This is a genomic window from Desulfobacterales bacterium (assembly GCA_034520365.1).
GTDB lineage: Bacteria > Desulfobacterota > Desulfobacteria > Desulfobacterales > Desulfosalsimonadaceae > M55B175.
The window spans coordinates 1-24572 of sequence record JAXHNP010000006.1 but is presented as its reverse complement, the minus strand read 5'-3'; the positions used below and the strand labels follow the sequence as shown (position 1 = coordinate 24572).

The following is a 24572-nucleotide window of genomic DNA, read 5'->3' as shown; positions in this document are numbered from 1 at the left end:
CCGATTCATCGTAGGGTCGGCCACCGTGCCGACCATAAATTCTTGGTTTCATTTACCTTACACCTTACACCCTATACCTTAAACCGTGAAGTTCCTTGGAAGCCCCTACCGCTTTCTGCGCAGCCGGGCCCGGTAGATGATGGCAATCAGGTTCATGCCCAGCACCAGGGCAATGAGCACCAGGGCGGTGCCGTATTGAAGCCCCCGGGTCTGTTCGATATTGGTACCGGCCGTGGCCAGCACATAGATATGATAGGGAAGCGCCATTACCGGATCGAATACGGAGGAGGGCATCTGGGTGGTGTAATAGACCGCGGCCGTAAACATGATCGCCGCGGTTTCTCCGGCGGCCCGGCTTAAGGCCAGGATACCGCCGGTGATCATCGATGGCAGAGCCGCGGGCATAACGACTCGCGAAATGGTCTGCCATTTGGTGGCGCCAAGGCCTAGCGAGGCCTCCCGATAGGTATCCGGCACCGCCCGCAGGGCCTCCTCCGAGGTGCCGATAATCACCGGCAGAGACAAAATCCCCAGTGTCAGCGCCCCGGACAGGACACTCACCTCAAGCTTCATCCAGGTTACAAAAAACGCCAGGCCGAAAAGCCCGAATACAATGGAGGGCACACCGGCCAGATTATTGATGCCAAACCGGATCGCCCGCATAAGCGCCCCCTGCCGGGCATATTCATTCAAATAGATGGCCGAGGCCACGCCCAGGGGAAAGGCAAACAGCATGGCCCCGACACTCAGGTAAACAGTTCCGACGATGCACGGAAAAATCCCGCCCTTTGTCATGGAATCGGTGGGCACCTGGGTCAAAAACGTCCAGTTGATGGCCTGCCAGCCGTTTTTGACCAGAAAGAAAACCACAATCACCAGCGCAAAGGCATTAATCAACGCCGCCCCGCGGAACATCAGGAAAAACCCGGACTGGGAAAATTTCCGGCGCGCTGAGGTCTTTTCCGCCATATTGGTATGGGATGCCTGGTTCGTCATATGCGTATAATATCTTTCTATAGCGTGGCCGCGCCCACCTGCCGGTGCTTGTGCGAAATATAGTCTGCGATGAAGTTAAACATCAGGGTAAAAATAAATAACACCAATCCGATGGCAAACAGGGCGTGGTAATGCTCGCTGCGAAACGGGGCCTCCGCCATTTCCGCGGCAATGCTGGCCGGCATGGGCCGGACGGGATCAAAAAGCGAGCCCGGAATCATGGCCGCCCCGCCGGCAACCATCAATACGACCATGGTCTCACCGATGGCCCGGGACATACCGAGGATGATGCCGGTGCTCACCCCGGACAAAGACGCCGGCATAATCACCCGAACGATGCTTTCCCAATGGGTGGCCCCCAGTGCCAAAGAGGCCTCCTTCAGCTCCGCCGGCACACTGGTGATGGCATCCTCAGCAATGGTTGTGATGGTGGGCACGGACATAAACGCCAGCATTAGCGAGGCATTAAAAAGGTTTAGCCCCGTGGGAAGTTCAAACACCTCCTGGAGAAACGGGGCCACCACCACCATCCCGAAAAACCCGATCACCACCGAGGGCAGCGATGCCAGCATTTCAACCATGGGTTTGGCGATTTCTTTGACCCGGGGCGTGGCGATTTCCGCCAGATAAATCGCCGTCATCACGCCCAGCGGTATGGAAATGGCCGCAGACAGGCCGGTTACCATCAAAGACGCTAAAATCAGCGGCAGTATCCCGAAATCCGGTGGATCGGCAGTGGGATACCAGTACTGGCCGAACAAAAAGTCCTTAACCGAGACCTCTTTAAATACCGGCACCCCCTCCCTGACCAGGAAAAACAGGATCATGGCCAGAATCGCGATGGAAATAAACGCCAGCAGAAAAAAAATATAGCGAATCAGCGTATCTTTGATAACTCTCGACTTCATAATATTTTAAACCGCCTGATATTATTCCCCAGCACCTAAAGCACTAATAAAGCGGAACGTATCCGACCTCGGCAGCGATTTTCTGCCCTTTGCTCGGATGCAGCATATAATTGATAAATTTCATAACCTTGCCGGTTGGCCAGCCGCGGGTAAACATGAACAATTCTCGGCTGACCGGATATGCGACGGCATTTTCAATACTGGCTTCCTCACCGTCCACGGTGAGTGTTTTCAAGTCTTTATTCAAATAACTCAGACCAACATAGCCGATGGCGTATTTATTTTTGGCCACCGCCTGGGCTACGGCCCCATTTGACGCCTGCAACAGCGCCCCCGGATAGACCCGTGCGCCTTCCATGACAATGTCTTCCCAGACTTCATAGGTCCCGGAGGAGGTATCCCGGGATATCACCACAATTTCGAGATCCGGTCCGCCGACTTCCTTCCAGTTAGTAATCTTGCCCTCGTATATTTTCTTAAGCTGGGCCAGGCTCAAGTCACTAATATTGTTTGACGGATGGACAACCGGTACGATGCAGTCCCGGGCCACGGCAAAGGGGACCGGATAGGTACCGTTTTCAACCGCCATCTTCACTTCTTCCTGCTTGATAAACCGGGAGCTGTCAGCAACATCGGTTGTCCCATCGATGATTGCCTTGATCCCGTTGCCGGAGCCTCCGCCGGATACGGACACGTTGATATCCGGATAAATCTTCATAAATTCCTCGGCTGCCTTCTGCGCAATGGGCAGCACCGTCGTGGAGCCTTTAATCGAGAGCTTCTCCGCCCATGCCGCAGCGGCAAAGCACAAGACCAATACCAGGATAACCCCTGTTTTTAACCCCTTCATCATTGATTTTGTCTTCATACCATTTTCTCCTTCAATTTTTATTTTGTGTCAAACCAGTTCTCTTCAACCGACTCTTTTACCCAACACCCAACACCTAACACCCAACACCTAACACCTAACACCTAACACCTAATACCTAACACCTAACACCTAATACCTAATACCTAATACCTAATACCCAACAACCAAAAATTTGTTACAATCATAATTTTTAAATTTGACATTTATGTGACAAAATGACGAAATAATAATGACAATAAGTTTTTGGGACTTGTCACATAATTGTCACAATCACTTCATAATTTTGCGATAATTCTTGTTTAACTTCATTTGATCGACAAATCGTTGACAAGACGTATTTCTTCACTTTTTTATAACAGGTGAGCCAATGACAAAATCCATACTTATTGTCGAAGATGAAACCGACATCATGCAATTGATCGACTGGCATTTACGATCCGAAGGATATACCACGTTCAAAGCGGCAGACGGAAACAAAGGGCTTGACATGGCGGAAGCAAAAACGCCGGATCTCATTCTCTTAGACCTGATCCTGCCCGGCATGGACGGCCTTGAAATCTGCAAATCGCTCAAGCGCAGCTCAAAGACCCAAAACATTCCAGTGGTTATGCTCACCGCAAAAGGCGAAGAGGTCGACCGGATTGTGGGCTTTGAGCTCGGTGCGGATGACTATATTGTCAAGCCCTTCAGTCCGCGGGAATTGATCCTTCGGCTCCGGGCGATTTTACGGCGCCAGGAAAAAGACCCCGCTGAGGAAAGCCTGCTCACCTACCAGGATCTTCAAATTGACCTGGAAAGCTACCGGGTATGGCTCAAAGACGAAGAATTAAAGCTGACCGTCACGGAGCTTAACCTCCTGATGGAACTGATTCAGAACCAGGGCAAAGTCCGGACCCGGGATCAGCTCCTGGACCGGGTCTGGGGCTACCAGTTTGACGGGTATGCCCGCACCGTGGATACCCATATCCGCCGGCTGCGCCAGAAAATCGGCCCCTATGCGGAATCCATCGAAACCGTCCGCGGCATCGGCTACCGGTTCAAGGAAGCGTAAATGCAATCCATTCACTTTCGCACCCGCCTGTTAATCGCCTTTTGGCTGATCATTATCCCCGCGGTCTGCATTCCGGCCTTCTATATTTGTAAAACCCTGGAAGCGGAAATCCTCTCTGAGACCAAATCCAATGCGTTTAACCAGCTGGCGCTCTGCCGCTGGCTGGTCAAACAAAGCGCCCCGTTTGAAGACCCGCAGGGAATGGATCAATGGATTACCGAGCTGGGCGAGAAACTGGGCTACCGAATCACCCTGGTGGGAAAAAGCGGCCGGGTGATGGCCGATTCCGCGGTACCGTTTGCCGACGTTGCGGACATGGACAACCATATCTATCGGGACGAAATCGTGGACGCCCGAAAAAAAGGCCTCGGCCAAAGTATCCGCTACAGCATCACCCTCAAGCGAAGGCTCATTTATGCGGCCAAGCCCCTGGCCCTGCCGAATCATCCGGATGCCTTCGTCCGGGTGGCCATTCCCATGTCAAACATCGAATCCCGGCTTTCTTTTTATGCCAGCCGGTTCTGGTGGTCTTTGGGCGCGATTTTCATCCTGACATTAATCGCCAGCGTCATCCTGGCCAGGCGCCTTAAAAATCCCATTGACCAAGTCATCCAGGCCACGAAAGAAATCGGGGAGGGAAACCTGGACCGCCGGCTGGAAATTGAGCAGAGCCCGGAATTTAAAGAACTCTCGGCCGGCATCAATCAAATGGCGGATAAAATTCAGCATAACATTGACACCATTACCGCCCAGAAACAGGAACTGGAGGCGGTTTTTGAGGGCATGCAGGAGGGGGTGATGCTGCTTGATAAAAACGGCCGGATTAAATCCACCAACCGGGCCCTGACTAAAATCGCCCGATGCGTGCCCTCCTGCATCGGCTACCGGCCCATGGAGGTTTTCTTAAACCCGGAAATCCAGGCCGCATGCAGCGATGTGCTCGCGGGCAGGGAGCCGCCAAGTCTCAGGGTGCCCATTGACCATGATATTATTTATGAGGTCAACCTGGTGAAAATCCCGGACGGCGGGGCCGTGGTGGTGTTCCACGATATCAGCGAACTGGTCCGGCTCGAAAAAGCAAGGCAGGATTTTGTGGCCAATGTGTCCCATGAACTCCGCACGCCGCTCACCTCTATCAAGGGCTATGCGGAAACCCTCATGGATAAGAAGCTAAGGGCCTCACCTGATGCGGAAACCTTTATTCAAACCATCCTGAAAAACGCCAACCAGATGGCCAACATCGTCAACGACCTGCTGGAACTGACCAAACAGCAGCAAAAGCAGGCGGAGTGGCTGGAACTGGCGCCGGTGGATGCGGCCGACTGCCTGGCCAATGCCTGGGAGACCTGCATGCCCATGGCTAAGGAAAAAAAGATAGAAGTGGTCAACCAGCTCCCCACCCCGCTCACCGTATACGGAGAGGCCAATACGCTGACCCAGGTATTTCGAAACCTTCTGGACAATGCCATCCGCCACACCTTTGAAAATACAACGGTGACGGTTTTTACCATTGACAAATCCGATCATTTCCTTTTCGGTGTTCAGGATGAGGGGCCGGGCATTGCCCAGCGGCATCAGAAACGGATATTCGAACGGTTTTACCGGGTGGATAAGGAGCGGAGCCGCGCATCCGGCGGAACCGGCTTAGGATTGGCCATATGCCGCCATGCGGTCAAGAGCATGGGCGGCGATATCTGGGTGCAGAGCCCGCCGGATGGCCGATCCAAAGGCTCTGTATTCTATTTTACCCTGAACAAAGCTCAGACCAAAAACATCTGATTGGACCGGACGGCATTAAGGATAGCATAAATGGAAAAACCGGATAAAATTGTCACCACGCAGCTAAATTTCTTTTACGGCGATTTCAAGGCGCTTGAAGATATTACCGTTGGATTCAAAAAAAACCAGGTATCTGCCCTGATCGGCCCTTCGGGGTGCGGCAAAAGCACGTTCCTCAGGTGCCTGAACCGGATGAACGATTTAATCCCCGGCACGGCGGTAGAAGGCGAAATCCATATTGACGGCGAAAATATCTACGGGCAGAATATTGATGTGGTGCATCTGCGCCGTCGCGTGGGCATGGTCTTTCAAAAACCCAACCCCTTTCCCAAAACCATTTTTGACAATGTGGCCTACGGACTGCGGGTAAACGGCATCAAGAAGAAAAAAACCGTTGCCGAACGGGTTGAGAAAAGCCTGAAACAGGCCGCCCTATGGGAGGAGGTCAAAGACCGGCTGAACGCCTCCGCCTTAGGCCTGTCCGGCGGCCAGCAGCAGCGGCTCTGCATTGCCCGGGCGCTTTCGGTGGGACCTGAAGTCATTTTAATGGATGAACCCGCCTCCGCGCTGGACCCGATTGCAACCCAAAAAATTGAGGATCTGGTCCATGAACTGAAAAAGAATTTTACCATCATCATTGTCACCCATAACATGCAGCAGGCTGCCCGCGTTTCGGACATCACGGCGTTTTTTTACATGGGCAAACTCATTGAGACCGGGGAAACGGAAACCATGTTTACCCGGCCCAAACTGAAACAGACAGAAGACTATATTACCGGCCGCTTCGGCTGATATTGCCAGAAGGATATAATAAGGATATAATATGGAACGCCATTTCCTGAAAGAGCTTGAAAACCTCAAAATGACCATTCTCAATATGGCCGCGCTGACCCAGCGCGCCCTGGAGAAAGCCACCACCGCCTACCTGGAAAGGGATGACAAGCTGGCGCAGACGGTGATTGCCGGGGACAAAGAGATCAATGCCCTCGAAGTCCAGGTGGATCAATACACACTCAAGCTGGTGGCCCTTGAGCAGCCCATGGCCAAGGATCTGCGGACCATCATGGGAATCGCCAAAATCAGCAATGAGCTCGAACGCATCGCCGACCAGGCGGTCAATGTCAGTGAGCGGAGTCAATTCCTCTGCAAATATCCGCCGCTTGAGACCATCCCGGCCATGGACCAGCTAATCGATGTGAGCCTGGCCATGTTTAAAAAGGCCGTATCCTGTTTTGTCAATGAGGATACCCAATCCGCCTATGAAATCCGGAAAATGGATGACCGGGCCGATGAATACACCCTGGAGGTGCTGCACACCCTGGTGGAATACATGGTGGAAAACACCCCGGAAAGCGAGCGCAGGCGTTTAAACACCCGGCGCTCCATTCAGACCATCATTATCTCCCGCTGCCTGGAACGGGTCTGCGATCTGTCCACCAACATCGGCGAACATGTCGCTTTTATCACCGAAGGCATTAACATCAAGCATCAGTATATGGGCGGGAAAGAATAAAAATATAAAGAGAGCTTACCACTTGTAAGATAAACCCAGACTGAACGTCATGGGTTCCTCATATTTCTGGGTGACTCTGGCCCCTTGGGTCCAAATGGTTTCTTCCTGTAAAATATTGCCGATTTCCCCTTTTACCTCGATCCCGTTTCTGAACGCCTCAATCCAGACAAAGTCCAGCGTGGCGGCCGGATCTTCATAGTGATCCGGATAGAAATCCCCGTCATCAATCATGCCGACTTTCCGTATCCGCTCTCCCATCTTGTTATAGGAAAGGGTCACACTTCTTCTTTTGGTATCATAGCCCAGTGTGACATTCACGACAACGGGGGACAATCCCTGCAATTCCCGGTCATTCGTGCTGTATATGGTTTCCTGTTCCCCGGTAAGGGTGACCTCGGATTCCGTAAATGAGACGTTTCCGGAGATGTAATAATTTTTCAATGATTCGCTGATAAATGAAAAACTCTTGCGGCCGTCTATCTCAAGGCCATACAGGACGGCCTTGTCCGCATTATCAAATCCGTAAACGGGAAGGGAAGAAGACGGTATCATGACATCTTCAATCGGCTTATCCAGGTGCTTGTAAAACAGCCCGAACTTGATATTCTGCGTATCGGAAAAATAATGGCCGTATTTCAGGTCAAAACTGTAGACCTCTGTATTGACCAGCCCGGGATTGCCCAGGATGGTTGCCACTTCATAGGGATGAAAATATTCACCGCTGGTGAACTCCCGCAAATCCGGGGCAATGTAGGTTTTCGAGGCGGCGATATCGACGATATTATCCTTGTTGAAAAGATATTTAACCCCGATACTCGGGAAAATTTCATTGACGGCCAGCTCTTCGGGTACCCGGGTAATCAGCCGTCTTTTAGACATATCCGGATTGTCGCGATCCTCGACGAACTGATAAATCGTCTGGGAAAAATCAACCGCCCGGGCGCCCAGAAGCACTTCCACTTTTTCCCCGGGTTTAAAAAAGGTATTGATGTAGAAATTGGTTTCCTCAACCTCGGCATCATAGTGGTCCGCAGGAGAAAACAGTTGATTAACCACTAAACTTCTCTCATCATAGGGGATATCCGCCCGGACATATTCATCATAAATCTCCTCGATGGTGCCCGTAAACTTACTGTCATCCACGATGGTCCCGGCGCCCTGCTTCTGGAGAAAAAACTTGTTTTGCCTGGATTCCCGCTCTTTTGAACTCATGGACAGGCCGATATCGATATAGTCCGCTTCGCTCAGCAGGTCAAAATTGAACTTGTTTTTTACATAAAACGCCGTCAAGTCGTCGTCTGACTCGAGATTTTTGGCAATACTGTTGGATATTTTATTGTCCAGAAACGGCTCCCCCTCATTTCTGAACGTGTATTGAAAGTTGTTGGGCTGGTAGAGCTCGGCCGTTGCTTTTTCAATACCGTACCGGAAATTGCTTTCATTGCCGAACAGCGCGTAGTCAAAGGCGCCGTTGATCTGGTCGACATTTAACGTCCGTTCTTCCCAGTCCAGATAGTACTTGGTCATGTCCTCGTCGTTTGATCCCATGATGCCGTCCACCACCCGGGTGACATCCTCGGCATTATGGGTAAAAAGTTTTGTGTATTTCAGTTTAAAGACATCGGCATGATTATAACCGATATTTAACAATGCGTTGTGTTCATACCCGGTCAAGGACCGGTCTATCGTTCCGGTTTGGGTGGGGTCCTGATACAGTTTTCCGGTACTTTTTTCCATGTCGTATCGGTTGTAGGTTTCGGTTCTGGATTCAGAATCCGTCTCATATCCATATTTACCGAAAAACGTAAGATGATGCGTATCCGCCAGCTCCGCCGCTTTGGCCCCCTCAATGCCGAATCCGCCGCCGAAAGGCTGCTCTTCTTTTTCCACATTATAGTCTCTATCTACATAATCCTGCGTGAACTGCGACAACTCCTCGTCGGTGAAGTTATCCCTTGTAAACCCGGTAACCCGTTCCCCCACGCTCACCCTGGACTTTTCCCGGATGTCGGCATCAATTTCCCGGTAGCCGTCGTCAAAACCGAAGACGTCCGTATCGCTGCCTTCATAGGTATAAAAATCATCCCCGGTGTTGGTATTGGCTTTGGCTTCAACCGATAGTTTTAAATAATCATCCGTCTTTTTTGAACTTTCCTTTGTGCGGATGTTGATATATCCGCCCCCGAAATTGCTGGGAATATCCGCCGTGGCGCTTTTCTGAACCTTCATGGAGCTGATGGCCCCGGCCGGAAAAATATCTAAGGGCACAGCCCTTTGAAGGGGATTCGGGGAGGGCAAGGGCATGGAGTTCATCTCAATGTTGGCGTAGCGCTCACCCAGACCCCGCACATACACGTCCTCGCCATCGATAAGGGTGACGCCGGTGACCCGCTTCAATGCGCTGGCCGCCGAGCTGTCCCCTTTTTTACCGAACTCCTCGGCGCCCAAAATATTGGAAATGGAATGGGCCTCTTTCTCCTCGACCACGATACTGGCGATACTTCCCTTCACTTCCGGGGCCAGGACGACATACTCCTCCAGCTCCATACTGGCGGGGGCGAGCTTAAACTCCTTTGACACATGTTCATTTTTCAGCAAATAAATATCAGTCAGCGTATGGGAGGCGTATTCCGAATGCACCAGGGAAATGGTTATGGGGATATGGGCCGGTACCTCAACCATAAAATAGCCGTCTTCGTTGGTGCGGGCATCCACCGAAGTGCCCTTGACAAAAACCCGGGCATTTCGAATCGGCCGGTTTGTCTCGCTGGAGAGGATCGTCCCGTGCAGATAGGCCTTTCCTTTTTTAAAGGTCTTTTTTTTTACCGTCTCCCGGCCTTCAAGGGGGGTGTCGATCATGATGAGATCGTCATCATCAGATACAAACCTTGCCGCAAACAGGGTGTCCCTGCCATTCTTGATTTCAACGGGGGATTTGACATAGCCTAAGTTTTGCCCGTCTTCACTTTTTCCCACCACCTGAACCTGATGGCGGCCGACGGTCAGGATAATTTTCCGGGAACCATCTGAATCGGTCCGGTAAGCGGATTTCCCGTCAATAACGATTTCAATATTTGCCAAAGGCCTGCCCTCTGAAAACGCAAATACGCTTAAGCTGCCCGTTCCTTCGCTTGCGGATAGAACGGACGGCGTAAGCATCAAAACGATCAATACCCACCAACAACGCCTGCATATTCGTTTCATTTAGAAGCACTCCGTACTGTTTTCCCGGCACTTTTCAATATTTTTAAGTATCACGGTCCCTTTGGCAAAAATGTCATTATCTTGTATTTTTTGCACATGCATTTCGGCTTTTGGATAATCTTTGGCCATATAGTAGCAATAGGCGAGCGCATAGCGCAGATTGTCATCCTCCAGGAGGTTATACCGCTTCAGGCCGTCCTTTAAGCCGATCACCTTTTCGAACTCGCCGCGGTCCAGATAAATCGCCACTCTCTGTTTCAGCTTCTCGACCTTGTCACTCATTTGGGTGTTCAAATAGATGGCATGGGAAAAATTTTTTACCCTTCTGTGTATTTCCACCGCATCCTTGAGGTATTTTTTATCCGTATAGGCCGCCTCCTTGAATAGGCGGGCCGCGGTGAAATTCATATCTTTTTCCATATAAATATGACCGAGCAACATCTTGATCTTTGCCTTTTGCGGAAATTTTCCCCTGGCCAGTTCAAGAATTTTAGCGGCCTCATCCGACTGATCCGCCTCGATCAGGAGCTGCGCCAGAAGGATATACTCATTGGCATCGGCGTCGATTACCGTCATATATTTTTTGGCATTTTCAATTGCGGCCTGATAAAGCCCAAGTTCTGCGAAATAATGGTATTTCTGCTTCAGAAGCATGGCTTCTTCGGCAAAAAGGTCCAGACCCCGGTTCAGCGCTCCTATGGCATCATCCGTCTTTTCAGTCTTCCAGTAACATTCGGCGCGAATGGCAAAAAGCGCAGGCCGTTCTTTTCCGCGATCTCCCGCCAGATCAAGATGTTTGACGGTATGGGCATAATCCGCCAGCTGATAATATGCCTGGGAAAGCTGCATGTGAAGTTTCTCCAGCTTCTCCTTTTTTACTTTTTCAGCGTCAAACTCAGGTGCCGGTTCATCTTTCACCTCCCTGCCTTTTCCCAGAGAAAAAAGGTATTTTTTCTTTTTCTCCACCTTGGGTGCTTCAAAGGTTTTGGCTTTTGTGGCATCAAGGGCCATCAGGTAATTTTCAATAGCTTTTTCATAGTTTTCCTTTTTGGCGGCCAGCACCCCGCGTATGGTGTAATACTTAGCCGCGTCAAATGTTTCGCCGGCCTTATCCACCTTGGCGAGTTCAGCCTCCGCCTTCTCCAGCCGGCCGTCATATACCATGAGGCTGGCCAGCGCCAGATGATCAATTTCTACAGCTTCTTCGGCATCCTGAGCATGCCCGGCAACAACCATGAATGCGATGAACAGCATGCTTATTGATATGATTTTTTTCATTGATCAACTCTCTATTCTTGATAAAGTCGTAAAAACGGTTTGCCCCGAACCTCTCGCCATGGCTTCGCTATCGCTATCGAGTTCCGCGTCATGGGGAATAAAGGAGGGAATCACGCATTAAAACGGATTTTCTGCTTCACCCATACCTGCACCGGTTCCCCCTTATATCTGGCCGGCATAAATCGCCAATCCCTTACACCGTCTAATACGTTTTTTTCAAAAACACCCCGGGGTTCCGCTTCCAGCACCTTGGCAAGCTGTACACGCCCATCCTTTGTAATCAGAAGATGGACAACCACATACCCCTCGATACCTTCTTCTGCGGCATCGGCCGGATACGCAATGTCTGCCCGGTGCGTCACCCGGGGTTTGCTGTCAACAGTGCCCTCACTCATAACGGTATCTTCGGCGATATCATCAAGCAGTTCCCTTGAGTCACCTTCCATGACGGCGGCGGTTTCGAACTCGGGGATATTCATTTCGATCCCGCCGATCATGGCGCTCAAATCCGGAGGCGGGGCTTTGGATGTGGCTTTTGTGCGTCGTACATTCTTTTTTGTTTTTGGTTTTTCCTTTTTAACAACCTTTTTCTCGGTCTTATTCACCTTAACGATGCGTGTCTGCTTTTTTAAAGCATCCTCTTCTTTATCCACCGACTTATTAAGGGCGACGATTAGCAGAACCATCAACATGCCGCCCAACAGCATGTAAAGAAACGCACCGATAATACGGGACTTAGAACTGTAAATACCGGTGGTCAGCATTATCCCCCCAGCTCCTTGGTCGTGGATACGGCAACATCATTGGCGCCGCTCATTTTACACTCATCGATCACGTCGATAACTGATTCAACGGGTATCGCCGAGTCGGTTACCACAAGAACAGCCTTATTCGTGGAACTTCTGAGAAGGTCCCGTAATTTGCTCTGTATGGCCCATATCTTGATCGGCTGGTTATCGATGTAGACCTGGCGGTCTTTGTCTATATGGACCCGGATCACTTCGTCATTCACAATTGATGATGACGCCGCACTCGGCCGGTTCAGGTCCAGTTTCATATCCTTAACAAATGTCGTGGTGACCATGAAAAAAATCAGAAGGATAAAAACCATGTCGATGAGCGGTGAAATATCAATATGGTCGACGGTCTGATCTTTTCTCTTAAGCCTCATCTATTGATTCCTTTGCGCTAATAATATCTTTAATCTGCTCAAACGCCAGGGCCAGCTGCTGCTGCTGCTTATCCAGCGATCTCCCGATAATCATCCCCGGGACGGCGACGATCAGGCCCAGCTCGGTCGTGAACAAGGCTTTGGAAATGCCCCCGGAGATACTAACACCCTGGGAAAACATGGCGTTGGTTTGAAGGGCGTCAAATGTCTCGATCATGCCGATCACCGTGCCCAGCAGGCCGATAAGGGGCGCTAAAACGACGATCGTTTTAACCAGGACCGAATATCTTTTGATGCTCCTAAAATAGGGCCACAAGGCGTCCTGAATAAATTTCCGCGGCCTTTCACCCACGGCCCGGGCCTCGGAAGCGGCCTGAATGGCCTCCGCAATGGCAAAATCCATGATACTCCGGCATTTGATTTTATCGCGGTCTTTCATATGCTTGCTGACCATTCGCCGGACGCTATCCAGGGACCTTCTGCGCAGGGTCAATCGACGGTATCCAAGGCCATACCAGAGCATCAGGTTTAAAAAAAAGAGTACCCACATGGCCAGGCCGCCATTGTTCATGATGGCGGCAAACATTTCCAGGTTTGTCGTTATGCTTTCAATCATGATGCAGTTGAATACTTTTCATATAGGTTGACGACATGAAGGGCGCTTTGCTCCATCGAGTCTTTGATGTTTTCAGCCCAACCATTGGAAAGGTTGCCCAGGAGCAGCAGGGGGATGGCGACCATCAGCCCGAGCATGGTGGTGACCAGGGCCTCGGAGATGCCGCCGCTCAACAGTTTGGGATCACCCGTGCCGTAAACGGTGATGATATCAAAGGTGTTGATCATCCCCGTCACCGTCCCTAACAGACCCAGAAGCGGGGCCACGGCGGCGATAACCAGAATAAAATTCGAAAACCGGTCAAGCGCCCTATTTTCATTCAAGATACTTTCAGTAATGATATCCTCTATATGTTCTCTGTCGGCGGTGATGTTTCTGAGCGTCGCCCGGATCACCCGCGCGGTGGAGCCTTTGAAATCCTTTACGGCGTCATAGGCATGCGCCCCTTTGCCGTTTTCGATCTCCTTGTAGACAATCCGGGTAATCCGCTTCACCCGGCTTCCGGCCCTCAGCAGGAAAAGCACCCGGGCAAGGATCAGCAACAGGCCGGATATCCCGAGTCCCAGGATAATGTAGCCGATGACCCCGCCGCTTTCCATGGTGTCTGCTACCGTTTTTTCTTCTTGATACGCAACATCCTGGTCCATATTTTCATACACAAAGATATCCAGCATTTCCGGCATTTCCCGGCCATACAACGCCTTGGCATCATCGCTGCTTCCGGGCTGGTTCCATAGTTTGTATTCGCCGTTTCCGGCCGGCGCCAGGGCGCCGCTCTGCTTTGCGGATATACCATAAGCGGCAATGTTGCCGATCTTGACAATTTCACCGCTTGTGGACGTGCCGTCGAGAAGATAAAACCGGCCGTTTTCCGCGTGAATTGAGGAAAGATTCTGATAGAGGTTTGCTGAGTCCAGAAACGCCCGGTTCATGGTGTCTACTTTGGATTCGGCGGTATCATCAACCTCGATGCCGTACTTCTCGAGCCCCGCCTTTGCCTGGACAATAACGCTGTTGATAATTTCCTTGTTGCTGGTGGTGTCCTGGAGCTTTTGCTGCGCTTTTTCTATCGCAAGCTCTTTTTGCTGCAGCTGATTTGATAACGCCACCTGACGGTCCTGAAGGCTCTGAACTTCCCTCCTGGCCTTAGCGATCTCTTCTGCCTGTTGGGCCTTTTCTTTTTCCAGTCTCTGGGCAAGTTCCTCTTTCTGGGCTTTCAGGAACGTATACTCCTTCATGTAGGGATCCGAAAGCGCCTCTGCAGCGGCTGGACCCGTTATGGAAAAGATCATGAGCGAAATGATGAAAGGGGTGATAAGCGATCTCATCGGGCACCTCCTGTCAAAACGAGCGCATTCGGAATCGTGAAGTATCCCGTTCGTATCTGCTTATTGAGGGCATCAAAAAGCGCCGCAATCGATTCTTTTTTCTTTTCGTTATTGACGGTTTTATAGGTGTATCCGGCGCCGTCTTCGGTCACATATCCAACGCGGTTATCCGGGGTGGAGAAGAAAAGCATGACGGTACCCACTTTGGCGACCTGCGCCAACACGTTTTCCCCGTCGATTTCTATTTTCTGCTTAAACAGCCCGATTTCACTGGTCAGCCGGATATTATCCGCATAGTTTGACCAGAGCAGCGCCAGTGCCCTCTCATCCGTTATGGTTCCCGTCTTAAGGTCTGTTTTGATCTTTTTTAGCGCAGCCAGCCTTTCCGGCACCTTAAAGGGAAGTCCTTCCCTGATGTTTTTTTCCAGCATGGCAAACGCGTCATTTAACACCGGCTTCAACTCAACATTATCTGTTGACTTGTTCGCGATTTTGTCCTGAATCTTCTGAAGTTCCTGCGCTTTTAGTTTAATTGATGTTTCAAGCCGGTTAATCTGTGCTTCAGTGTCTGAAATCTGCAGGGAAAGCGATCTCATCTGCGCCTTATAATCTTGCTTATTCCCGTCTATCTTTGTATAAAGCGCTTCCACATCAGCCCGCAATGCCATGATGGATTTAACCATTTCCGCATCATCGGCCAGCCCCAAAGCGGGGGAGAGCAAGGCCGTTAAGCACACAAAAGCGGTAAAAATTTTGATATGCATTCTCACAATCGATACCTCAAATAGCTGTCATCACTTAATTATCGTTGATTTTAGTCAAAAAAGTATCAGTTGTCAGTGCAAACAGCCGCTGGCAACTGATACTTTGCACACATCTTTCGCCCCACGCGTATCGGGAAAATCTTACCCGCGGGTCATTGCCCGCGGGTATTTCATAAAAAGCCAAATTAATTGAGATTTTCGCTATTTCCCACGCCGTCATCAAAAGCCGCTTCAATATCCGCCGCACTGCCGCCGCTGTCTGCATCCGCGAAGTTGGCGGCGATATCCGGGCTGGTGATGGTCACATTTTCAAAAGAGATGTTGGCCTCATCCGCATCTCCCTGGGAATAGATGGTCACACCGTCATCCACATTATCGATAATCTCACAATCGATAAAATGGCCGCCGATCCCGTCCTTCTTAAAGAAGATGGCCCCTTCCTTGTCTGAAAAGTTCTGGGTGAGCTCTAAACCTTCAAAGGTAGCGGCCGTGGAGCCGGACATTTCAATGCCGGCATTGCCGTCCGTGTGCTGGTTAATTGTCAGGTTGGTAACCGTTCCGGAGTAGCCGTCGTCAATGTCAAAATAGTCGTCCGTGGTGTACTCGATGTAGGCGTTGCTCACATCCACGGTGCCGCCCCAGAGCTCGATGCCGTCATCGTCGCTGCGTATTACGCTGACATGATCAATAACCGTGCCGCTGCCAACACCCACACAGGAAAGGCCGTTGATCTCCTTGTCCTGTTCCATGGTGATGCCGGAGTTTACGATATGAACATGGCGCAGGATACCGGAGTTGTCCGCGGCATCGGTGTTTCCGGGCACAAAGAGCGTGTTGACCTCATAGGGCTCAACCTGCTCATCACCGGGCGCCACCCCCACATCAGCGGCGTTACCGATTATCGTCAGCCCGCCCCACTGGCCCGGAGCTTCCGCGCCGCCGTCATAGGCCGTCTTTGACGTAAAAACGATGGGGTTGGCGGCCGTGCCGTCGGCCATGATCTGCCCATCCTTGTCGATGATCATGTAGCTGGTGTTAACCCCGGTGCCGCTCTCGCCGATAATGGTGGTGCCCGGCTCGATGGTCAGGGTTGCGCCGTTTGTCACCACGACCAGACCGGAGAGCTGCCACACCGTGTCCGCCGTCAGGGTCGTGTCATCAATGATGTCGCCCGCCAGGATCTCGATATCAAGCGGTTCGGTTTTATTGCTGATCTCCTCATTGCCGACTCCGGCATCAAAACGGGCTTCAATTATGTCGGCGCTGCCGGTGCCGCCCTCCAGATCGGCAAAGTTGGTGGCGGCATCCGGACTGGTGATGGTCACATTTTCAAAGGAGATGTTGAACTCATCCGCGGCTCCCTGGGATACGATGGTTTGGCCGTCATCCACGTTGTCGATAATCTGACAATTCTCAAAATGACCGCCGATCCCGTCCTTCTTAAAGAAGATGGCCCCTTCCTTGTCTGAAAAGTTCTGGGTGAGCTTTAACCCTTTGAAGGTGGCGGCCGTGGTACCCGACATTTCAATGCCGGCATTGCCGTCTGTCACCTGATTGATGGTCAGGTTGGTGACCGTTCCGGAGTAGCCGTCGTCAATGTCAAACTGGTCATCCGTCGTGTACTCTACCGTGCAGTTGCTCAGATTGACCGTACCGCCCCAGATTTCGATGCCGTCGTCATCACTGCGTTTTACGGTGACATGGTCGACTGTGGTGCCGCTGCCCACACCCACCAAGGAGAGCCCGTTGATCTCCTTGTCCTGCTCCATGGTGATACCGGAGTTCAGGATCTCGACATAGCGCAGCACACCGGAATTATCCGCGGCATCCGTGCTGCCGGGCACAAACTCGGTGTTGACTTCATAGGGTTGAACCTGTGCCTCGCCGGCTGAAACACCGACATCAGCCGCATTACCGATAATCGTCAAACCGCCCCACTGGCCGGGCGCCTCTGCGCCGCCGTCATGGGCGATTTTTGATGTAAAGACAATGGGGTTGGCGGCCGTGCCGTCGGCCATGATCTGCCCATCCTTGTCGATGATCATGTAGCTGGTGTTAACCCCGGTGCCGCTCTCGCCGATAATGGTGGTGCCCGGCTCGATGGTCAGGGTTGCGCCGTTTGTCACCACGACCAGACCGGAGAGCTGCCACACCGTGTCCGCCGTCAGGGTCATGTCATCAATGATGTCGCCCGCCAGGATCTCAAGGTCAGACGGTTCGGTTTTATTGCTGATCTCCTCATTGCCGACTCCGGCATCAAAACGGGCTTCAATTATGTCGGCGCTGCCGGTGCCGCCCTCCAGATCGGCAAAGTTGGTGGCGGCATCCGGACTGGTGATGGTCACATTTTCAAAGGAGATGTTGAACTCATCCGCGGCTCCCTGGGATACGATGGTTTGGCCGTCATCCACGTTGTCGATAATCTGACAATTCTCAAAATGACCGCCGATCCCGTCCTTCTTAAAGAAGATGGCCCCTTCCTTGTCTGAAAAGTTCTGGGTGAGCTTTAACCCTTTGAAGGTGGCGGCCGTGGTACCCGACATTTCAATGCCGGCATTGCCGTCTGTCACCTGATTGATGGTCAGGTTGGTGACCGTTCCGGAGTAGCCGTCGTCAATGTCAAACTGGTCATCCGTCGTGTACTCTACCGTGCAGTTGCTCAGATTGACCGTACCGCCCCAGATTTCGATGCCGTCGTCATCACTGCGTTTTACGGTGACATGGTCGACTGTGGTGCCGCTGCCCACACCCACCAAGGAGAGCCCGTTGATCTCCTTGTCCTGCTCCATGGTGATACCGGAGTTCAGGATCTCGACATAGCGCAGCACACCGGAATTATCCGCGGCATCCGTGCTGCCGGGCACAAACTCGGTGTTGACTTCATAGGGTTGAACCTGTGCCTCGCCGGCTGAAACACCGACATCAGCCGCATTACCGATAATCGTCAAACCGCCCCACTGGCCGGGCGCCTCTGCGCCGCCGTCATGGGCGATTTTTGATGTAAAGACAATGGGGTTGGCGGCCGTGCCGTCCGCAATGATCCGGGCCCCCTTGTCGATGATCATGTAGCTGGTGTTTGTGCCGGTACCGCTCTGGCCGATAATGGTGGTGCCCGGCTCGATGGTCAGGGTTGCCCCGTCTTTAACAACGACCAGGCCGGAAAGCTCCCACAACGTGTCCGCCGTCAGGGTCATGTCACTGGTGATATCGCCTGACAGGACCGAATCCACCGGCTCCGTTCCCCCGTTGTTGTCGTCATCCGAACCACTGCTGCTCGATCCGCCATTACAGCCAAATAGCATAATGACAGTGAGTGCCATGATTGTGAATTGAATAAATTTACGCTTGATCTTCATACCTTGAACCTCCATTTTAAAATCCTTCGTTGTTGTTGGCTTCATCCGAACCATTGCCGCTCGATCCGCCATTGCAGCCAGATAGCATAACGACAGGGAGCGCCATGATGGTTAATTGAACAAATTTACGCTTGATCTTCATTTTTCGAACTTCCGTTTTAAAATCCGTTTAGACATCCAGTTAATGTAATCAATCCGATACAATCGCTTCTTAGAAAGTTTCATTATATGAAGAAAAATTGTGACGGTTTGATTACAACAAAATAATAAATAACCGACGATTTCTTTACGAAGAGGTGACAAAAGAATTCAGGATATGAGACAGGGGGTCAAAACTGGCAGCACCGGGCCGGGGGGAATACTTCTAAGTAACTTCACGGGTATTAGGTTTTGGGTATTATGTATTAGGTTAATGAAATCAATGATTTATGGTCGGCACGGTGGCCGACCCTACGATGAATCGGGTTTTTCCCCATTCGTAGGGCGGGCCACCGTGCCCGCCTGAAAAATAGATAGAACAAATTTACCGTGCCTCAGTGCTTTTAAAGTTATTTTTAGGCTCGGTCCCGGGCAAACGGCCCGGGGGGAATACTTCTTCTAAGTAACTTAATCGTACTCGAAAAAATCAAAAGTCGATGACGAGTACGAGTACGAGCACGAGTACGAATCAGCGAGGGTTCAGGTTTCAGTGTTCAGTGTTCAGGCTTTTAAAAATTTTAGCTCGCTCGCATAATATTTCCTGACACCTGAAACCTGACACCTGAAACCCATGATTCGTTCGAGTTCATTGTCACCGGATTGTTTTTGTATCTTTGACAATTAATCATGCAATTGTCATGGAATCGTCAAAGCTCCCCCCTAAAATACCGCCAAAATTATCAATCTGATCAAACCTGCGGCATTGCGCCTGAGATTCAATCTCTTTGCTCCAGTTTTTGCCAACCTCCTGGCGATACACGAAATCCAGACGGGACACCGGCTGCTGGTAGATATCCGCCCGGCCGAAGGTGCCCAGCTCGGAAATCTGCTCACCGGAAATTTTATAAAGCAGGAAGGATAATTGTGACGGTTTGATTGCATTGAAATGATAAGTAGCTGACGATTTCTAAACGGAAAGGTCACGGAGAGATGACAGATTAATAAAACCGGAACGTAATTGCTCGCTGAAACTAACCGAACTCTACCAATAACTTTTATTTTGCGTTTAAGGAGACAACATGGAAGGAATTTCGGCTCTGGTAAACAAAATGGGAATCATCGGCGATTCGGATTTTGTGGAACATATCCGGCAAACCTATCTGGAAAAGGATTCCGGAAAATCTCACAGGGAGCCACCCCAGTTAAAAGTTGCCAGAAATTATTGGATGCCGGAAGATCTGATCAAAAAGTTTCTCAAATTCTCGGAAAAGACGAAGATGAAATTTGCCGGCGGGGTAAAAACGCCAAGGATCGCGCCATTTTAATGGAGCTTTTATACCGGTTTTGCGATATTACCCAGGCTGAGGTGGTAAGGCTTGCCGTTGGAATTGACTACAGCGCCGTGAGCGTCGCCCGAAAGCGGTTACGCCTCAGAATGGAATCGGATGCCGCTTTAAACCAGTAGTTTGAGGATATGGCCGACACATTATCAAGATTAAAGGTGACCCCGGCCTTTTAATGGGTGACCCCATATCCAGACATATCCACCTTACTCATCATCCAGAAGCAACAGCATGAGCACTCCGGGCAGGGCCTTGGGACGGAAATCGGCCGTAAGGTTACGGTTTCTGGTTGCCGAAAAGGAATACTGCTCATCGGTTGAAACCACGCAATATCCCGCCAGCCCAGGCCAGGTCTCGATCCAATTGGTCATGACAAAGCCCTGGTTCGGCAAGGCGGTCATGGTCACGGCCGCCCCGTGATTGTAGGATCCAGAACCTGTGACCGTTCCGTAGTTTGATGGTCTGGCAGACCCTGTAATGTCGTAACTGTTTTGCATCTGGCTGAAATTTGCCTGCAGAGTGCGGTTGCCCGTGACCGTGAACATATACTGCTGGCTGCAGGAGACAACGGTATTCCCCTCGGTCCAATGGACGAAGACATATCCGGACTCGGCTGATGCATTCACTGTAACGGTTGAACCATCAACATAGGTGCCGCTTCCGGTGACCGTGCCCCCGTCCGTGGGGGCGGCGGATACGGTTATGGTGTGGTTGCTGATCCACTTGGCATAGAGGGTCACCGCCTCGTTTACCGTGTATAGAGCGCCTTCCGCATAGTCCGTGCCCAACCCGTCGGCCTGGGTGTTCCAGCCGGCAAAGGTGTAGCCAGTCCGGGCCAGGTTGCCGGTGTTCTCAGCCAGGGTCAGGTCCACTCCGTGGGTCTTGATTTGATCGGCCGGGGCCGTTCCGCTGGTGGCGCCATTGCCGTTGTAGGTCACCGCATAGGTGTTGAGGGCCCACTGGGCGTAGAGGGTCACGTCGGTCGTGGGCATGGCAAAGGTATCGCCCGGATTATAGACTGAGCCGCCGCCTCCTGCCAGAGTGTTCCAGTCGATAAAGGTGTAGCCGGTCTTGACCAGGTCGCCAGTGTTTCCGAGCACGGTGACAATAGCGCCCGGCGCATAAGGATTGTTCGGATCCACAGGGGGCGCGCCCCCGGTATTGCCGTTGCCGTCGTAGGCCACCGTGGGATCGAAAAGCCAGTTTAAATTGTTGCCTGAATCTACACTGTTTGTCCCCTGAGCATTGATGACCGTGCCGTTGGTGTTATTCGAATCCTGGACGTCTACATAAGCTATATCCCTTCCGCCTTGGGCATCGATGTCCCATTGAGTTCCAGGACCATCGCTGCGCAGGAAGAGCAACTGTCCGTCCGCGCCATTGAGGGTCAGGGCGTTAGTTATGGTGGTGGTGCTTTCCGATTCGAACTCCAGGGTGGCGGCAGTGTCAATCTCCTTGGTCAGATTGTAAAAGGTGGTGGTCCCGGACAGATACTGGTCAGCTCCATTCAGGACGACCGTGTGGTTGTTGTGATTAAATGTTCCGGACAACGAGACCATCCAGTCTCCGCTCACCGTGATATCGCCGGACAGATTGAGGGTCCCGGGCGCAGAGATCACCACGTCCTTGAATGTTGAGGCGCTGGTGAAGACGCCCTGGGTGACCGACAGGGCATTGGCCACGACCAGGGTGCTCCCCGTGGCGTTAACCGTGTCGGTTGGGTTGTCCTTGTCGATAACCAGGTTGTAGAACGTATTGGCCCCGGTGATGATCTGGGCGGTTGCGCCGGCAAAACCAACGGTCCCCTCGCCCGCAGTCAGTGCCCCCAGACTGACCACATCGCCGCTCAGGTACAGCTCTCCAGGACCTGTAAAGGCTATAGCTCCGCCCGTGGCGTCAAAGCTCCCCTGGCAGTCAACAGACCCTCCGCCGGCAATGGTGAGAGTTCCGTTTACATCCAGGTCTGTTTCCGCTCCATCATTTACGATCAGGGTCACTGCGTCACTCACGGTCAGCGTATTATCAACGTTGACCGTGGTCTGGTCGATGGTCACCGGCTCATCCACGATCACATCGGCATTGACGATGATTCCTGAACTGTTGGCCGCATTGGGGGGTGCAGCGGCCGGGGTGGTGTAGTCGGCAGGGTTTGTGCCGCCGGTGGCGCTGGTGAACCAGACGGTCCCAAAGGTGCTCCAGTTGCCGTTGTTCTTGGCCATATAATATGGCAAATTGGATAATTTCATGACCGCAATGTCATAACTCCCGCTATGGGAATGAATCGGTTCTTCATCCTCATCCCCATTCCACGTACTACCGCTTTTGCCCGCCACAAATACCCCATCCCCTGTGGCTGCTATGCTATGGCCCCAGTCACTGTCTGCAGATCCGTAAAAGGTATGGGACTGGTAAGCGCCAGCGGTGTCAAGCTTCAGGACTGCGATGTCATACGAACCGGTGTAGCCATGGATTGGACCTGTTGGCCCGTCCCCGTCCCAGGCAGCTTTGCTAAAGCCTGTCATATAAACTGTATCTTCCGTAACTGCGATGCCATAGCCATAGTCATCGTTTGCAGACCCATAGAAGGTGTGCCACTGGTAGACGCCATCGCTGGTTAGCTTCAGGACCATGATGTCGCTGCCCCCGCTATGGGCATGCTTCGGAACTGTTGAACCGTCGCCGTCCCAGGTGGCCACGCTAAGGCCCGTCACATATACCGCATCCCCTGTGACTGCGATGCTGTTGCCATTGTCACCGCTTGCGGACCCATAGAAGGTGTGCCATTGGTAGACGCCATCGCTGGTTAGCTTCAGGACTATGATGTCGCTGCTCCCGCTATGGGCATGCTTCGGAACTGTTGACCCGTCCCCGTCCCAGGATTGTGTGCTAGAGCCCGTCACATACACCGCATCCCCCGTGATTGCGATGCCATAGCCATAGTCACGGTCGTCAGAGCCATAGAAGGTGTGCCACTGGTATGCCCCATCGCTGGTTAACTTCAAGACCACAATGTCATAATACCCGCCGCTATGGGCATGTTTCGGAGCTGTCGCGCCGTCTCCATTCCATGTTAAACCGCTGTAGCCAGCCACATACACCGCATCTCCCGAGACTTTTATGTCATAGCCATGGTCTGAAGCTCCGTAAAAGGTGTGCCACTGGTAGGCGCCGGCGCTATTTAGCTTTAGGACAACGATGTCAAAATATTCGCCGCTATGGGGATGCTTCGGAGCTTGCTCATCGTCCCCGTTCCAGGTGGCCTGGCTCATGCCGGTCACATACACCGCATCTCCTGTGGCGGCTATGCCACGGCCATTGTGACTACTCGATGCAGCCCCGTAGAAGGTGTGCCACTGGTAGGCACCAGCAAGGTTGAGCTTCACGATTACAATGTCTGTAAAGCCGCCGCTATGGGGATGCTTCGGAGTTTGTCCCTCCTCCCCGTTCCAAGTAGCGGCGCTGATGCCTGTTATGTACACTGCATCCGCCGTGACGGCTATACCATAACCCTCATCATTGCTTGCTGATCCGTAGAAGGTGTGCCACTGGTAAACCGGATCAATGATCAGGGCATAGTCCGAATTCCAATTTCTCAGGGTGAATCCGAGGGTGCGGTCTCCATGATCTTTAAAGGCAACCTCCACAGGCACTCGCCTGCCCTCAACCTCCTGCCAGGCTATGGGCCTGGTCAGCCTGAAATAGCCTTTTTGGGTCGGATGCTGAAATCGAAGCCCGCCGTCCTTCTCAATCTCAAAGTCAGCATTGTACCGGATCCTGATATTTCCAGCATCCGCTCCCGGCTGGACCACGTACACACTTTCCGCAAGGCCACCTGCGGCCCGGTCATACCGCAGGGTGATCCCTTCCCAGAGCTCCGGATACGTAACACCCTGGAAGGCCGGAGCCCCCATATCCTTTGCGTCGGAATCACGCAACGGCTGCGGCTTTTTAGAGTTACCTGCAACGGGCCTCACTCCGGAGGCACCTACAAACTCCTCTATCAGGGCGTAGCCGAGTCCAACCATGTAGACCCTGTCGGAGCCGAAACCCAGGACATGACCGTCTGTCTTGAACTGCTGTATTTCTGCCTGTTCCGCGGGGAGGGAACAACCAAGGCACTCGATGGGAGCCTCTCCCATGACAGCCTTCGAAAAAACAAAAAGAACAACAAAACAGCATGCTCCCACCAATGCAGAACGGATTGAAGAATGTCTCATGTCATCCACCTAATGTGATCTTTCGGTTCACTGACCAGA

19 protein-coding genes are annotated in these 24572 nt (G+C 51.9%); 6 read left to right on the top strand and 13 right to left on the bottom strand.

Going from position 1 to position 24572, the window contains the following annotated elements:
* Positions 1–105: 105 nt before the first annotated feature.
* Genes pstA through U5L07_08010 form a run of 3 tightly spaced genes read right to left on the bottom strand, consistent with a single transcriptional unit; the run spans position 106 to position 2772 of the window.
* Positions 106–996, bottom strand: coding sequence for a phosphate ABC transporter permease PstA (gene pstA, locus U5L07_08020; GenBank protein MDZ7831685.1), 891 nt, complete (start codon positions 994–996; stop codon positions 106–108).
* A 17-nt stretch (positions 997–1013) separates the two neighbouring features.
* The gene (gene pstC / locus U5L07_08015; protein ID MDZ7831684.1) at positions 1014–1904 is read right to left on the bottom strand and encodes a phosphate ABC transporter permease subunit PstC; all 891 of its coding nucleotides are present in this window, start codon (positions 1902–1904) and stop codon (positions 1014–1016) included.
* A 43-nt stretch (positions 1905–1947) separates the two neighbouring features.
* Positions 1948–2772 carry a phosphate ABC transporter substrate-binding protein gene (locus tag U5L07_08010; GenBank protein ID MDZ7831683.1) on the bottom strand — a complete coding sequence of 275 codons (825 nt, stop codon included), beginning with the start codon at positions 2770–2772 and terminating at the stop codon, positions 1948–1950.
* A 370-nt stretch (positions 2773–3142) separates the two neighbouring features.
* On the opposite strand from U5L07_08010, the gene U5L07_08005 reads away from it, so the two are divergent.
* From U5L07_08005 to phoU, 4 genes are read left to right on the top strand one after another with little or no spacing between them, the layout of a single operon-like run.
* Positions 3143–3826, top strand: a complete 684-nt coding sequence (locus U5L07_08005; protein MDZ7831682.1) for a response regulator transcription factor — start codon at positions 3143–3145, stop codon at positions 3824–3826.
* Positions 3827–5605, top strand: coding sequence for an ATP-binding protein (locus U5L07_08000; protein ID MDZ7831681.1), 1779 nt, complete (start codon positions 3827–3829; stop codon positions 5603–5605).
* 30 nt (positions 5606–5635) lie between these two features.
* Positions 5636–6397, top strand: a complete 762-nt coding sequence (pstB, locus tag U5L07_07995; protein ID MDZ7831680.1) for a phosphate ABC transporter ATP-binding protein PstB — start codon at positions 5636–5638, stop codon at positions 6395–6397.
* Positions 6398–6428: 31 nt separating this feature from the next.
* Positions 6429–7118: a phosphate signaling complex protein PhoU gene (gene phoU / locus U5L07_07990; GenBank protein MDZ7831679.1), complete on the top strand. Its 690-nt coding sequence runs from the start codon at positions 6429–6431 to the stop codon at positions 7116–7118.
* A gap of 15 nt (positions 7119–7133) precedes the next feature.
* Here phoU and U5L07_07985 read toward each other — a convergent pair whose 3' ends face one another.
* The 9 genes from U5L07_07985 to U5L07_07945 form a co-directional block, all read right to left on the bottom strand.
* Positions 7134–10322 (bottom strand): carboxypeptidase-like regulatory domain-containing protein, encoded by a 3189-nt coding sequence (locus U5L07_07985; protein MDZ7831678.1) that lies wholly within the window; start codon positions 10320–10322, stop codon positions 7134–7136.
* Positions 10323–11600: a hypothetical protein gene (locus tag U5L07_07980; protein ID MDZ7831677.1), complete on the bottom strand. Its 1278-nt coding sequence runs from the start codon at positions 11598–11600 to the stop codon at positions 10323–10325.
* Positions 11601–11710: 110 nt separating this feature from the next.
* Positions 11711–12364: an energy transducer TonB gene (locus U5L07_07975; GenBank protein ID MDZ7831676.1), complete on the bottom strand. Its 654-nt coding sequence runs from the start codon at positions 12362–12364 to the stop codon at positions 11711–11713.
* Complete coding sequence (locus U5L07_07970) at positions 12364–12771, bottom strand: biopolymer transporter ExbD (GenBank protein MDZ7831675.1); 408 nt, start codon at positions 12769–12771, stop codon at positions 12364–12366. The genes U5L07_07975 and U5L07_07970 overlap by 1 nt, the downstream gene beginning before the upstream one ends.
* On the bottom strand, positions 12761–13387 hold the full coding sequence (locus tag U5L07_07965) for a MotA/TolQ/ExbB proton channel family protein (protein MDZ7831674.1): 627 nt from the start codon (positions 13385–13387) through the stop codon (positions 12761–12763). The genes U5L07_07970 and U5L07_07965 overlap by 11 nt, the downstream gene beginning before the upstream one ends.
* Positions 13384–14715 (bottom strand): MotA/TolQ/ExbB proton channel family protein, encoded by a 1332-nt coding sequence (locus U5L07_07960; GenBank protein MDZ7831673.1) that lies wholly within the window; start codon positions 14713–14715, stop codon positions 13384–13386. Before U5L07_07960 ends, U5L07_07965 begins: the two co-directional genes overlap by 4 nt.
* Positions 14712–15479 carry a DUF3450 family protein gene (locus tag U5L07_07955; GenBank protein ID MDZ7831672.1) on the bottom strand — a complete coding sequence of 256 codons (768 nt, stop codon included), beginning with the start codon at positions 15477–15479 and terminating at the stop codon, positions 14712–14714. The genes U5L07_07960 and U5L07_07955 overlap by 4 nt, the downstream gene beginning before the upstream one ends.
* Positions 15480–15664: 185 nt before the next feature.
* Positions 15665–18835, bottom strand: coding sequence for a hypothetical protein (locus U5L07_07950; protein ID MDZ7831671.1), 3171 nt, complete (start codon positions 18833–18835; stop codon positions 15665–15667).
* Positions 18836–18851: 16 nt separating this feature from the next.
* Positions 18852–18977, bottom strand: a complete 126-nt coding sequence (locus U5L07_07945) for a hypothetical protein (GenBank protein ID MDZ7831670.1) — start codon at positions 18975–18977, stop codon at positions 18852–18854.
* A 1075-nt stretch (positions 18978–20052) separates the two neighbouring features.
* Here U5L07_07945 and U5L07_07940 point away from each other — a divergent pair.
* On the top strand, positions 20053–20298 hold the full coding sequence (locus U5L07_07940; protein MDZ7831669.1) for a hypothetical protein: 246 nt from the start codon (positions 20053–20055) through the stop codon (positions 20296–20298).
* Positions 20298–20438: a hypothetical protein gene (locus tag U5L07_07935; protein MDZ7831668.1), complete on the top strand. Its 141-nt coding sequence runs from the start codon at positions 20298–20300 to the stop codon at positions 20436–20438. The genes U5L07_07940 and U5L07_07935 overlap by 1 nt, the downstream gene beginning before the upstream one ends.
* 84 nt (positions 20439–20522) lie before the next feature.
* Here U5L07_07935 and U5L07_07930 read toward each other — a convergent pair whose 3' ends face one another.
* Positions 20523–24455, bottom strand: a complete 3933-nt coding sequence (locus tag U5L07_07930; GenBank protein ID MDZ7831667.1) for an InlB B-repeat-containing protein — start codon at positions 24453–24455, stop codon at positions 20523–20525.
* Between the last annotated feature and the right edge of the window lie 117 nt (positions 24456–24572).